The 14443-nt window shown below is 60.9% G+C and carries 8 protein-coding genes; all 8 read right to left on the bottom strand.

Features of this window, described 5'->3' with window-relative positions:
* Positions 1-268 (bottom strand): alpha-L-fucosidase (locus SFU85_00250; GenBank protein ID MDX6765199.1); only part of this gene is annotated, 268 nt, incomplete at its 3' end.
* Positions 269-288: 20 nt separating this feature from the next.
* Complete coding sequence (locus tag SFU85_00255) at positions 289-1920, bottom strand: hypothetical protein (protein MDX6765200.1); 1632 nt, start codon at positions 1918-1920, stop codon at positions 289-291.
* A 45-nt stretch (positions 1921-1965) separates the two neighbouring features.
* On the bottom strand, positions 1966-4500 hold the full coding sequence (locus SFU85_00260; protein ID MDX6765201.1) for a hypothetical protein: 2535 nt from the start codon (positions 4498-4500) through the stop codon (positions 1966-1968).
* Positions 4501-4518: 18 nt separating this feature from the next.
* Entirely contained in the window at positions 4519-5973 is a 1455-nt protein-coding gene (locus SFU85_00265) for an SGNH/GDSL hydrolase family protein (protein MDX6765202.1), read from the bottom strand.
* Positions 5974-6068: 95 nt separating this feature from the next.
* The gene (gene galA / locus SFU85_00270) at positions 6069-8894 is read right to left on the bottom strand and encodes a beta-galactosidase GalA (GenBank protein ID MDX6765203.1); all 2826 of its coding nucleotides are present in this window, start codon (positions 8892-8894) and stop codon (positions 6069-6071) included.
* Positions 8891-9934: an SGNH/GDSL hydrolase family protein gene (locus SFU85_00275; GenBank protein MDX6765204.1), complete on the bottom strand. Its 1044-nt coding sequence runs from the start codon at positions 9932-9934 to the stop codon at positions 8891-8893. Before SFU85_00275 ends, galA begins: the two co-directional genes overlap by 4 nt.
* 41 nt (positions 9935-9975) lie before the next feature.
* On the bottom strand, positions 9976-12141 hold the full coding sequence (locus SFU85_00280) for a right-handed parallel beta-helix repeat-containing protein (GenBank protein MDX6765205.1): 2166 nt from the start codon (positions 12139-12141) through the stop codon (positions 9976-9978).
* A gap of 34 nt (positions 12142-12175) precedes the next feature.
* Positions 12176-14443, bottom strand: coding sequence for a DUF5703 domain-containing protein (locus SFU85_00285; protein ID MDX6765206.1), 2268 nt, complete (start codon positions 14441-14443; stop codon positions 12176-12178).

A 14443-nucleotide genomic window follows, 5' to 3' on the forward strand; every position in this document is an offset into this window, starting at 1 on the left:
CCCGCCACTCACCGGCGGGCACGGCATACAAACCCCAGTGGATGAACATGCCGAAGCGGGCTTCGCGCCACCATTGCATGCGTGTTTTGCCGGATTCCTCCGGAACAGGGCGTGGTGTGGCGGCGGGGGCCGAGGAGGCGACGACGGCGTCCGCAGCCGAAGGTGCGGGCTGTGCGGATGCTGGCAGCAAGCCGAGGCAGATAGCGGCCATGAGCACACGGGCGCTGGGGCTGCGGCGGTGCACCGAGGAGTGGCGGATTGTATTCATTGCGCAGAAATCATGCCCTGTCAGTGAATGAGGAAGGACTGCGTGATCGGTTCGGCAGACTGCACCCTGGGGTCGATTGCGCGGCCGAAGTTCCAAGCACCGACGGTAACTTTCACCGGCCGCTTCGCGCGCGGCGGAACTTTCGTGAGACGGAGCGTGTCGCCCTCGATCTCGGCGGGGCCCTCAATGACAAAGAAATCCACGGGCAGGCCCGCGCTGGATTGCGCGGCGAGTTTGACGGAGGTCCCCTCTTTCAGATCGGCAATCGGCGGGAAGGTGATTGTCTGCGGTGCTCCGTCCTTCAGGCGGGCGCCATGCTTGACCACGGCCGGCTGTTCGTAGAGCGCATGGGTCTGGTCACCGGGGTGCGATGCCATGACCATGACGCCATCGGAGGGCCGGACCCAGGAGAATCGGTCCATTGCCGGGCGGAAGGTATCGGGTCCGGTTTGGCGGCCTCCGCCGCTCCAACCACCGATCAGGCGATACGTAACCGGGCCGGCAGCGTGGGTGAGCGGGCGCGGGGCAGGTTTGGAGAAGTCGGTTGAGGTTTCACTGAGAAAGCCGGCTTTGACGCGGAAGGATTGTCCGTCCTCCAGCGGACGGAACGGCACCTCCATCATCCAGCCGGGAGGCAGGGGCTTGTCACCGTCGAAAAAGGTCAACTGCTGGAGCTGCTTGCCCTTGTGCTTTGCGCCAAAGGCATCGTTCGCCCGGGCCAGTTCTTCATCGAGGTGCCAGAACGCCATCGAAGCATCGCCGGTGTAATCCTTGAAGGCGGCGGTCGCGTGCCGTGCCTGTCCGAAGAAAGTCACATCCCCCAACCAGCCTGCCTGCTGGGGGATGTCACGAAGCTTCGGTGCCACCCCCGGCGGTGGATGCTTCTCCGGAATGCGGCTGCCCGCCGCCTTCTCGATGAAGAGGGCGACATACTTCGCGAGATCTGAATACCAGCTGAAGTGGCCGGTGCCGGGCTCAACGAGCGCGCTCATGAGGGCATTGTGGCCGCGGGCACGGAAATCGAGCAAACCACCCCTTACCCAGCGCCAGTGGTATTCGGGCGTGCGGACCGGATTGCCCCAGGATTCATACTGGCCGGTGATGACGAGCACCGGAATGTTGTTCAACACCGCCCCGCCGTCCCCGAACTGCGGCTTGATGCCCTCGGGCGGACCGATGGGTGCGGCTTTCAGGCCAATGACGCCAAAGACGCGCTCGGGCATCGCATAACCGGCATGCCACGCGAAGATCGCACCACCGCTGTGACCGATGGTCAACAACGGCGCCTGGGCGATCTCGCTGTAACCCGAGACTCCGGCCAGACCGTCCAGGATCGCCTGGAGGCGATTTCTACCATCCCCTCCCTCACGCAGATCACTCCCGATGCCGATGGTGCTCTTCATATCGAGCACGAGGGCCAATCCGGCCCGCGCGGCGGCGGAACGGATGGCCGGATCCTCCATGAGATTTTTCTCTAGGATGACCTGACCACTCAGCACCACGCCGCGGACGTGGTCACATCCGGGCGGAATCCACAGGAACGCGCGTCCCTTGCCGTCGACTGTCGATATGGAGAACTGCCATTCCGCCGTATGACCAAGCGATTGGGTCAAAGCCAAGAACCCAAAAAAACAAAGCAAGCGGGTGCTCATGGAGAGGGTGCGTGTTGGTGTGGGCTCCATGAACATCACGCTGATTCAGCGGATCTCCGCAGCCTCACCGCCCGTCCGTTGAATCTTGATCCGGCTGCGACCGTCCTCACCCGGACTGAAGACCAGGGTGTCTTTCTGATCGGGCCATTGGATGGTCAACTTGGTGCGCTCCGGATTCCAAGCCGTTTCGGGAAGCGGGTCACCTTCACGGTGGGGGTAAAGAAGCACCTTGAATCCGGGATTGGCGGAACGGCTGGTGAGATGGAGCCGGTTGAGGGTGATATCGGGTTGGGGCGGATTCTTGACAGCGACATCCTCCACTTTGGCCACGGTTTCCTCGAGCTTGTCGACATCGAGGACACGAACCAGCAGCGAACGGGGTTTGTCCGAGGGCAGGGCGAGGGAGACATCAGGCGAGTCGCTTTCGCGCAAAGTGATGTCGGCGGCTACGGTGTTCTTGTCATTGGAGGTCAGGACGGTCGAACCAAGAACCACATCCCGTGGCATCGTCATGCCCCACACGTATTCACGCGGGGTGTCATCGATCTGGAGATCATCGACGATCAAACCATATGGGCGCGGACCGCGGACGAGGCCGACGGTACGGAAGGCCTTCTTGACGTTCAATCGCTGATACCAATCCCCTTTGTTGGTCTCCCCGGAACCATGATTTCCCGATCCCGGTTTTTCCGAGGAATACCAGTCGGGCAACGAACCGATGGGCAAATCCATCCAGGGCAGTGGCGAGGGTGTGAGGCGGAAGAAGTTGTAGGATTTGGTTTTGGCAGTCAGGGCAACGGAGCCGGCGGGCTTTTCCAGGCCGGAGGTTTGGTAGTTCCATGGATTGGAAAGGTCGGTGGCTTCAAAGGTGGCCAGGGCATGGTCCGTGAATCCGACACAGCGGGCTTCGGCGGTGGAGGGACCCATGCCATCGACCATGAGGACGGAACGCATGATGGGCATGTATTGTTCTTTGATCTGCCGCGAGGACTGGTAGATGCTCCAAAAACGGCCCTGGCCATAAAAATTGAAATGGGAACGGTCACAGTATTGATGGCCACCGGGAATGGCGCGGTTGAGGTAGTTGAGGTAGACGGCATCCTTGGACCAAGCGGAGCGGGTGAACAGATTGCAGGTATCCTCACTGAAGTAGGTCAGGGGCCGGTCCCGGGTGATGAGGGCGTATTCCTCGGCCTCGGGGGTGTCGGCGATGTCGGAGGCAAAGATGGCGCAACAGAGGGCATCCATCGTTGAGAAGGGATGGCGGGTGTTGATGGTCTTGGAAGCGACATTTTCGTAGTCGCTGGAAATCTGGTTGCGGTAGATGAAATTACCCGCGGCATCGCCGGGGAAGAGGGTGTGATACATGAGGACATCGGCATTGCGGGCGATTTTACTGCCGGATTTGGCCATGGAGTCGCAGAAGGTGAAGTGATTGCCCCAGGGACTCATGGCAGCGATGAAATAGTTGTGGTAGGCCGAGCGGACGCTGCTGTGGCCGAGTACGTTCAAGTCTTTGCCGCGTTTGGCCAGAATGACCATGTGTTCGATGAACATGAAATTCTTTCCCCAGCCCTCGAAGGCTTCGCCCGTCGGATAGATGGCGTTGATGAAGTTGATCTGGGCGTCGGCAAAGCGCTTGAAGGCACCCGGGTCGTAGCCGGGCTCGCCTTCGATGGCACAGATGGCAAAAAGGGCGCGGCAGCCCCAGGAAATCCAGTTGCTCGGACCGGCGTGGAGCGCTTGCAGGGTCTCGCAGCCGATGCCGGACATGCCCGAGGTCGCCCGAACCAGGACCTTGCGGACCTGGTCCCGTTGCGCGTGGGTCATGTAGTTGTAGGCGAAGTCGTAATCGAGACCGAGGGTGAACTCGCGGGTCGGCCCCTGGGAAATCACCCGGGCATCCTTGAGGCTGGAGGCGTTGCGCGGATTGGCCAGGTTGGCCTCCAGTTCCTTCTCGGCGATTTTGGAAAATGTGGTGATGGCGGAGGCGACCTTTCTGCCCCCTTCCTGGTCGTCGTCGATGAGGCAGCGGAAAGCCTCATACATCAGACAATAGGCGACATTGCTGTCGAGTTTTTCCACTTCCTGGCCGGCGACGAGGGACTGGTACGACTGAGCGAACTGGGCCTTCGGACCGGTGATCGTTTTCTCCAAATGCGCGCGGATACCGGCGATGGCCGCCCGACCGGCGTTGGTTTCAGTGAGGCGCTTGCGCAGATCGGGCAGGTCGTCGGCATTGAAAATCACACGGGGGTGGACGCCGGCGGGTGGCGGGGGCTTGACGAAGCGCTTATCCAGTCCGGTTTCGTCCAGAACCATCCGCACCGGTTTGCTGAAATAGGTGCGGATTTCGTCTTCGGTGTAACCGAAGTTGTTGCGCCGTTTGAGCAATTCCGGATCCAACTGGCGCTCAACCACGCGCACATCCTTGCCGAGGGATGCGGCGGCCGAGGGAATCAGGTTCCCCTGGGAGTCGCGGATCCCGGGATAGGTTCCCGCGGGCAACTCGGCCCCAGCGGGTGCGGCCAGCAGGGAAAAACCGACAAAGAGAGGGAGGAAGATCAATCCATCTTTCATGGGGTTGTCCCGTCCGGTTCAAGGAAGGGGCTGACCCCAGGCGTCGAGCAGATCGCCGAGAACGATGATCTGGCCGACAGAAAAACTGTTTTCTTTGTATTTGTCCGGATTGTTGCGGAAATCGGCGTCGGTGTTCTTTTTCTTGAGCAGTTCTTCCTTGGGGGGGACTTCGTCGGTGAGTGTCCAGACGGCGGTGTGGTCACCCATGGGAACGGCGGGCAGCGGGGCGCCGACGTAAACATGGGCATTGGCGTAAACCGTGAAGAGGACTTTTTTGACCGGGGCGCCCCCGTCCACGCTGACCGTGATGACACCGGAGTCGGGACCTTCCATGCCCTTGAATCCGATGTGGGTTCCACGGAATCGCACGGTCATCGAGGCTCCCGGCTGGATGGTGCGGTAGAGGAAAGGGAACCAGTTGTAGAAGTTTTTCCCGAAGCGGCGGCAGGAGGGGCCGTTGGCGGCGGTGAGCTTGGCCCAGTCGCCCTTGAATTCGGCCCTTCCGTCGGCGGCGATGGTCTTGGCTTTATCCCAGGGCAATGGGGACAGTGGCTCCGGCAGCGGACGCGGGCCGGTTTCGCCCGGTGGGATCTGGGACAACTGTTGGAGACCGCGGATGGCGGCCTCGCCGTTCATGACATGGCCCTTCTCGCTGGGGTGGCTGCCGTCGTTGCTGAAGATGATTTTGCCGTCGGCAGTCAGTCCGTCGGGGGTCTTGGGGGCCTGGTGGATGAGCTTGCCCTCGGCGAAGAGTTTGGCGGCTTCCATGCCCATATTGATCGAGGGCAGGTTGTAATGGGCCGCCACACGATCGTGCAGAGAAATGGAATTGGAGCAAATACCCTGTTGGGCTTTTTGCAGCATTTCGGCGGTCACCGTGTAGGCAAAGCAGATGTCGACGTCAGGGTTGGCCGTGCGGAGCTTGCGAATGATTCCTTCCAACGCACCCGTGACTTCCTCCGGGCGGTCCCGCACATCGCTGCCGTCGTTGAGGGAAAACTCGATGAAGACCACATCGGGTTTTTTGGCGACGAGGTCATCGTCCGCGCGGAAGACCCCGACTAGGGAACCGGAGCCGCCGACGCTCGCGTTGACCAGTTCGAACTTGGCCTTGGGAAAGGTTTTGCTGAACCAATCCATGGTCATGGTGCGCCAGCCGGGGGCGGCCGTGATGCTGCCTCCGTAGTAGCCGAGGATGACCGTTTCGCCGCGGTTGATTTTGGCAAAGAGACGGGGCAACCCGCCGCGGGCATGGAGTTCGGCCGCAGGCATGGGTTCGGTGGGCGACTTGGCCTTGGCGGCTTCGGCGTTGGCCGCCGTGTAATCCTTTTCGTGCCCGATGATTTCCGTGCTGGGAGATGGAGAATTCGCCGGGGGGCTTTGCGACCAACCACAAAGGGGGCCGACAATCAAACAGGAGAGAACAAGGAAGTAGCGCATCGTGGTCTGACCTTGGAACCGCCGTGCCATCATGGAGACGGGGATCTTCCCAAAATGCTGGATGCAACTATTTAGAAGTCAATGGCTGTCCTTGCAATTTTTGCATTATTTGCCGTAATCGGCCGTATTCAGGGTGAATCGAGTTGAAGGGTGGTGGGTCCCAGGAGACCGGTTCTACCTTCTGATCCGGCCTGAAGCAGGACGGTCAGGGTTCGGCGCTGGCTCGAAGGGGGAACGGCAAAGCTCAGATCGTCAGCGGCGGGTTGATCTTTTTGGGCTACCCTTTGGCCATCGAGAAAGACCTCGGCCCGGCCGGAGACCTTCCTGAGCAGCGCCCGACCTCCCCTGCCCTGGAGGGCTTTCCAAGGAGTGAAGGACGAGCGGTACAAAGCCCATTGTCCTTCGGGGAGTTTTTGCGCGTTGCCCGGAGTGACGCGGGACCATGAATTCATATCCGCATCGGACATGGTCTGCAGGGGGTCCGGGCGCTCCGCAGAAGGAGGCGACATGCGCCAGCCGGACATGTTGAACAGGGGCTCGGTGTGCGGAACGGACGGGAAGGGGTCGGTGTTCCTGACCTCGAGGCGGATCTCTGCGGACTTCAGGCCCGGGGCGGAGGCGCTCACCACGACTAGCCCGGAACTGTCCGGGGCGGATTGCACGAGGAGCTGGGCCAGACCATGGAACAGTTTCCGCATCGGACCCTTTTCCGGGTCATGGCAGTTGTGGTCTCCGTTCCCGTGGCCGATGTTCCGTCCGGGTCCTTCCACCGAAAAGGTCACCGGGGCATCGGCACCGGGGACCACGCGGCCGGCGTCATCGACACCCGAAACGGTGATGGGCAGGGTATCGCGCCCATCGCCGAGAAGGAAATCCCGATCGGGCTCAAGCCTCAGGGCGGTGGCCGGGCCGGTGGTTTCCACCTTGGTCCGGATGACTTCTTTGCCCGCGGTGGTGCCCACGGCCTCGAGGGTGCCGGGTTCATAGGGCACCTCCCACTCGACGTAATCGTAGGGCGGGCGGGGTTTTTCGCCGAGCGGGCGGCCATTGAGCGATAACGCGACCTTCTCCGCGTTGGTCATGGCGATGACCCGGATGGGCTGCCCCTCGCGCCCTGCCCAGTTCCAATGGGGGGCCAGAGCGAGCACGGGACGGTCCTTGATCCAATTGGAACGATGAATGTGATAGGCCGTCTTGGGGAATCCGCAGAGATCGAAGATGCCGAAGACGGAAGAGACCGATGGCCAGGAGAGACGCTGCGGCTCACCGCGGTAGTCGAAACCCGTCCAGACAAAGCCGCCCGCGAGGAAGGGACGCTCGGCGATGGCCTTCCAGGCGGCGCGGTGGGATTTGCCCCAGGCGGCATGCTCCTCGTCATAAGAAGCGATGACGTTGCGCTTTTTGTCGGTTTCGTACTCGCCGCGGGTCATGAAGGCCGAGGTGTCCTCGGAACTGGTGATGGGGAGGTCCGGGTGCTTCTCATGGAAATCATCGTAGGAAATATCGACGTAATTGAAGCCCATGACATCGACGGCCTCGAAGACGCCGTGTTCGTTCATCATACCCCCGTTCATGGCGGCGGTGACCGGGCGGGTGGCGTCGAGCTTGCGGACCTCGGCAGCCATGCGGCGAACCATTTCACGGCCCTGCTCGGTGCCCTGCATCGGTTCCTCGTTGAAGACCGACCAAAGGAAGACGCTGGGGTGGTTGCGGTCGCGGAGCAGCATGGTGCGCAACTGGCCGAGGTACTCCGGGGTGTGGTTGAAGTTGCGGTTTTCGTCCATGACAAGCATGCCGAGGCGGTCACAGGCCTCGAGGAATTCTGGGGCGGGCGGGTTGTGGGCGGAACGGTAGGCATTGCTGCCCAATTCCTTGAGCTTACGGACGCGGAAGTCCCAGAGGGAGTCGGGTACGGCCACCCCCACCCCGGCGTGGTCCTGATGGTTGCAGGTGCCTTGGAGTTTGAGCGGTTTGTCATTGAGGAAAAATCCCTCTTTGGCGTCGAAGCGCAGCGTGCGGAACCCGCACCGGGTCGAAGTCGAATCGGCCGTGCCCTGATTACGTTTGACAGTAGCTTTGACGGTGTAAAGAACCGGATCGTCCACGGACCAGAGTTTGGGGGTTCCGCTGGGCGTAAGTGGTAAGGAGACGGTGGTCTGCCCGAGCGCCGGGACGGTGACGCTGGATGATTCCCGGAGGACCGGCTTGCCCGTAGGGTCGAACAACTCGGCACTGACTTCCACCGCCGCACCCTGGGTTTCGATATTCGACAGGGTGACCTCCACGGGAACCGACCACCGGCCCTTGGGATCACGGACCGGATTGGCATAAAGTCCGTAGGTGGCGATGTGCACCGGGCTGCGTTTGACCAGCCAGGTGTGGCGGTAGAGGCCCGCCCCCTCATACCACCAACCCTCCATGGGATTGGCATCGACACGCACCACGATGGTGTTGAGTTGGTCGCCGTAGGTGGCGATGGGAGTGAGGTCGATCTGGAACGGAGTGTAACCGCAGAAGTTGCGGTGGACGAGGAGGCCATTGACCCAGACGGTGGCGTGGGTGGCGATGCCCTCGAACTGCAATTCGAGATGCCTGCCCTTGTCCGCGGGGTCCAGTCGGAGGTAGCGGCGGTACCAAGCGACGCCGCGCGGGCGGTAGCCCTGGGAGATGTTGGCTTGGGGATCGAAAGGGCCTTCCACGGCCCAGTCATGGGGGAGATCCAGGCGGCGCCAGTCGCTGTCGTCATAACCCGGGGCGGCCGCACCCCAGGCTTTGCCTGCTTTGGCATTTTCATAGCTCGGGCCATGGCCGGTGATGACGGGCATGGGGATGTCGCCCAAGTAGAAGCGCCAGTCTCCATCAAGGGAAAGCCGTTGGCGCGCCGTGTCAGCGGCATGGAGCACGGAGGCGGAGGCAATGTTCATGACGAGGAGTGTGTGGATCAGATATTTCATTGGCAAGAGTGTGCGGAGGCCAGCAGTCGGGCCAGCGCGGCCCCCATGAGAATATGCCCCTCATCCGAGGGATGGACAAGATCGCACTCCAATCCGTCCGCGTCCGGCAAAAGGGCCGTGCCGTCCATGAACCGCACCTGTGGATGATTGATGGTGGCCACCAGGCGGGGGACGATGGCATTGAAAAGAGGCGTGCGGAGGGTGTCATCGTTCTGTGCCCGGGAGTGGAATGCCCGGTTGAGAAAGATAGGGGTGACGTAGACCGGTTTGCCGGGATGGGCTTGGTGGAGGGTGGTGACCAAGTGACGGGCACGCGACTCAAATTCCTCCGGCGTGGCCCAACCGGTCATGTTGACTCCCAACTCCAGAAAGGCGGCATCCCAATCCTGCAGTGACGCCAAGAAATCCACCATTTCCGGTTCGCACATGCAGGAGCCTGGAATGGCCTTGCAGAGCAGATCCATTCCTGTGGCGCGTGCTGCCTGTTGGAGGTAGGCATTGGAAGGGTGGAAGGCATTGGCCCCGTAGCTGATGGAAGATCCGTAGGCCAGCAGGGTGGTTGACGGGACTTCCTCCGCCCGCGGCGGACGGAGGTCGTGGCCGAATGATTCCACACCGTGGTAGCAGGCCAGCGCATCGTGGTGGAACAGGATGCGCCAGACCCGGGGGGCGAAACGGCGGCGAGGAAAGATGTCAGGCTCCACTTGGCCAAAAAAGGGCGGATCCTCCAGGAACAAGGATGTGACGGATCCCGGCCTGAGCACATGGTGCGAATGCGCGTGGTCCCCCCGGTAAACGATCAAGGAGGTCTCCTGTTCGAGGACCGAGAGATAAATCCTCACAAAGGGGCCGCGCGTGATGAAGCGGATTTCACAGCCAGCCGCCCTCTGGGAAAAAAATCGTCCGCGCGAATGGTTTTTAAAACCCAGACGGTTGGCCAGAGCCGTAGGAAACCGCAGCAACTGCAGACCTCCCGAAGCCGGGTGGGATTTGAGTTCCTCCACATTGTGGAAAAGAACTTGGTCGTGGATCAGCGACATACTGGAACCTGCCTCATGGTTCAACGGACAAATGCAGAAGCTTATGTTCCATAATTGAGATCCTTATCCTGATAGGGGGAGTGTTCCGGCCCGCGCTTGAGTTCGGATTCATCCGGCAACACCGGGCGGAATTCGTCCACCTGCAATCCGATTTTATCGAACGGGATCGGTTCGAAACCGGGAATCTTTTGGAAAACAGCCGAGTCCGGTTTGAGACCGAAGTTGCCTGCGGCGGCATCGATGAAGCCAGGGTCTTCTGCCATGGTGAGATTGTCCTGCTCCAGAATGATGTCCGGGTTGTTCTTGAACTGGGCATTCATTTTCAGTTCCGAGGGGGCGGGATTCTGGGAGACAATGAGGTTGCCGACGAATCTTGTCCGCCAGGGAAGTTCGGGCCGGTTGTCGAGCATGGTGGCCAATTCCGGGTGGGCGGACTTCCACGGTTCCTGATCGGGGTTGAGTTCCTTGACGCGGTTGATCAGGCGGGCGTTGGTGGCGTATTTGCGTCCGACCCCGCGGTCGTCCATGCCGAAGACCGATCCGGATTCCTTGATGAAGATGTTGTGGTGGATGTTGTTGTCAGGACCGGAGGCGATCCAGACACCGGTGCGGGGCCCCTTGAAGATGTTGCCGTAGGCCTCGTTGCCCGAGGCCCCGTCGTCCGGATTGATCCCGCCGACCGTGTCGTGGATGTAATTGTAACGGATGACATTGCCACGCATGGTCCAGTCGAGCCAGGAGTACCAGGCCCCGGTGTCCTTGGTGTCGAACGCACAGTAATAGACCTCATTGTATTCATAGAGGTTGTCGTTGCCGGAGTATAAGAAGGCATCACGGGGGGCATGGTGGAGACAATTGTGGGCGATGCGGATGCCCAAGGCATCCCGGATGGCGTTGCCACCGGCGGGGTTGCCCAGCACACCGACGTGCACGCCGGCGGAATACTGGCTTTTCAGCACGCCGTAATGGTGCAAATGGTTGTTGAGGACGAAGTTTTCCGAAAGGGTGAGGGCTTTCCGGTCACCGCCGCTGATGTAAACACAACCGGCCCCGATGTCATGGATGTCGCAGCTCTGCACGCCCGAACGGATCCCATGGATGACAACACCCCTACCGGCCAGATTGAACAGACGTGAACCAAGGACACGGCAGTTTTCAACCTGTTCCATGACCATGCCATCCCCCAGGGAGTGGGCCAGGGTCAGGCCGCTGAAGTCGAGGTGGCGCGCCTCCTGGACGGAAACAAGGGGCTGGGTGAGCTGGGTGATCGAGATCACACTTCCCGGGCCAGTTTCCCGGGGCCAGACGTAGAGTACTCCAGTCGTGAAATCGAGTGCCCACTCGCCGGGTTGGTCGATTTCTTCCAGCATGTTGATGGCACACCAGGGCTCCTCGCCGCTTCCCTGCGGGCGTTTGTATTTGGAACCGATGCCGTTGACCAGACCGGTGGCAAATGTGATGGTCCGGGCGGTGGTGTCGACCGCCGCCACTTTGAGGGCCGGGTCTTCCCAGCCAACCCGCCACTGGCCCTTGAGCCAGAAATTTTTGTTCTCCGTCCAGCGGGAGGGACGGTCGTCGCGGTATTCGAAGACACCCGGAATGTTTTTGTCCCCGACGGTGAGAACACTCTTCATGGTGGTGTAGCCTTTGTTGGGCCAACGGGAACGGGGCAGGCGACCCTGGGCATCAAACAACTCGAAGATGCCCCCTTGGTCATCGAATCGGTCGGGATAGGGACCCGTGCTTGTGAGTCCGGCGTCCTTGACCGACAAGGCCAGAACCTGGCCGCGGGCCGCCGGGTCGAGCCGGCGAACCAGAGCGGGATCTTCCACTTTCCGGAATTGTGACAACGGAAAGTCACGGGCCCCGGAAAACACCGCCGTGCCCGGTTTTTGTGCCCGGTAGATGACAGGAGATGCCGGGGTGCCGGAATCCTCGGCACTGAACTCGAGCGATTGGGTGCGGGGATAATGGCCGGGCAGGAATTCCACCACAACGGGACCTGGCGGCAGGGCCGATGTTTTCCGGAGCGCGCGCAACTCATCACGGGCGCGTTCGGGCGTGCGGAAGGCGGTCGCCTCGGTTTTGCCATCACGGTCGTCGCCGCCCTTTTCCGAAACATATATCTTGAAGTCCGCGCGGGCGGCGGCGGGCAAAAATGCGGCAACGGCCAGTGCGATGATGAAAACGGGGAGTCTGGGGTTCATGGGATTTGGCTTCGTACGGATGAGGGTTCTTTTTTTAGTTCTTTGGCAGAATGACATCGGCGGAACGGGAGGGGGGCGAAACCTTGAGGGCCACCAGTTGTCCGTCACGCACATCGCCCTCGACCGTGGTATCGAGCGGGGCCCGCAGCTTGAAACGGGCATTCCAGGTTTTGGGCCAGGAGGGCAGAAGCCGGATGGTCTTGCCCTCGCATTGCATCAGCATGAGCTGGAGGCCATGTTCTCCATTCCCGCCATTGTCCTGGTCGGGTTCGTAGTCGTGGCCTTTTTCCCAGAAGGCGGGGAAGCGCAGGCGCTTGTCCCCGCTGGTCAGGCATTTGGTGACGCCGGCTTTGGCGACATCGGTCAGGCCGAGGTAAGCCGACTGGACCGGGTCCTGGTGCCAGCATCCACTGCGCTTGTGGAGCCGGACATCGAATGCATTCAAGGCGAGGTCCAGATCCGGCTTGCCCAGTCCGTAGTGGCGGAAGGGATAGACCGCGTAGAGCTCGGGATTCTCGGAATTGTGGGGCTTGAGTTCCTGTCCTTCTTCGGCGGGGAGCAGCATTTTTTTCCCAGCCTTTTCTCCCACGGGAATGGGCGGCAATTCGGAAGCCAGTTTTTTCCAGGCCGCACGCATGTCCGCGTCGGTCAATTCCTCCGGCAATTCCCGCAGCCGTGCCAGCACCCAGTGCAGTCCGGCGATGTCCGGAAGGGGGTTGCGCACGGCCCAGTACATCTCGATGGAGTTGTTCGGCTCCAAGAGCAGAGTTCCCCTTGCATCGCGGGGAAAGTGTTGGGAAAAGAATGTCAGACCCGCATTGACCATCGGCAGGAGGGTTTCCCTGACGAACTTTTCATCGCCGGTGTAGGCATAATAATCCAGCATCATGGCGCCGAGTTCGAGTACCGGCGTGAAGTAGTGCTTGGTGTAGCTGCCCGCCTCATTCGGTTTGATGTTCGGGATCCCCCCCCAGAACGGTGCGGTTTCGGCCATGTAGCTGCCGTCGTGTTGATAGAATTGCCTGACCGATGCGGCATTGTTCTTCACCACCTGGGCATACATCCGGAAAAGCGGTTGCATCAGATCGTAATCACCGGACATCAGGCGAGGCCAGTACATCGGGCGGGTGTTCTGGAACCAATACTGGCCGCCCCAGGCCCGGTAATCCGCTGTCACCGGCGCGAAGGTTTCGATTCCGGTGGCCTTGTCTTTGCCCTTGCTGAGGCGTGGGTTGTCGACAGTGAAGATGCTGCCGTTGAATTTGATCGGATAGGCGCCACGACCGGCACAGGCGGTGACGAAGCGTTGCAGGATGTACCCGCGGGTGACTTTTTGTGCGTCGGGATCTCCTTCGAGATAGATCCAACTGCGGGACCAGAACGCTTTCCACCACGCCAAGTGGGCCGCACGGCTGGTTTCGCGGTCGAGGGCCGCGATCTCACTAGCCGTTTTGTTCAATTGCCCGACCCATGTGTCCACCGTTTCCGTGATCGATGACAGCAGCACCACGTTGAATTGGAATTTGTTCGCGGGTTGCGGGGTCTGGAGCGCGTTTCCCCCGTCGGGATGGGCCATCCACCCCTCGGCCACAATCGTGCCCCCGAAAGTCAGATTCCTGACCGCGGCCTCTGAGGTCTTTTCATTGTGGTGATACCAAGTGAGGCGTCCTTTCTCCAGCGGCAAGACCACATCGGGACTGATCTGTTCGCGCCCGTCGTTTTGCCAGACATAGCTTTCAGTCAGGGTCGGATCTTTGGGCTGCGGTTGGCCAAAGCCCTCGGCCGCTGTCCGCCAGGGATCAAGCCGAACCGTGGCCGAGATGGATGGGGCGGATTCGGTTTCCACCCTCACCACCGGATGGTGGGCATCGACCCAAATCCGGACCGTAGTCGCCTGGTCCCCCTCCCCTCCCCTGATCTCGATCTCCCCTTCCCTCAGCTTGAGCGTGTGCCGGAAGCCCTTGCCCAGGAATGGATTCGGCGAAAGACTCAATCGCACGCGACCCACCTTGGCCAGACCCAATGTCCGGTTGGGCGCTTCCGTCCAGGCATCGGTCTTGGACAGGTAGAAAAGAATGTCGCCGTTCGCCTCGGTCCAGACATTGATCCCGATATCGCCGTTGCCGAGGGGCATCGAGTCGGCCGAACTTTTGCCCAGTGTGGTCCACGTTTCGTTGTAGCGGCTGAGATCTTCCAGAGCTGGGGGTTTAGACTCCGGCAGGGCAGAGGCGGATGTCCCGGTGTTGAACCAGGACAGAACAAACAGACCATGAAGCATCTTGCCTAAAAGATTCCGGAACAT

The sequence above is a fragment of the Candidatus Methylacidiphilales bacterium genome (assembly GCA_033875315.1).
GTDB lineage: Bacteria > Verrucomicrobiota > Verrucomicrobiia > Methylacidiphilales > CAZTYG01 > JANRJG01.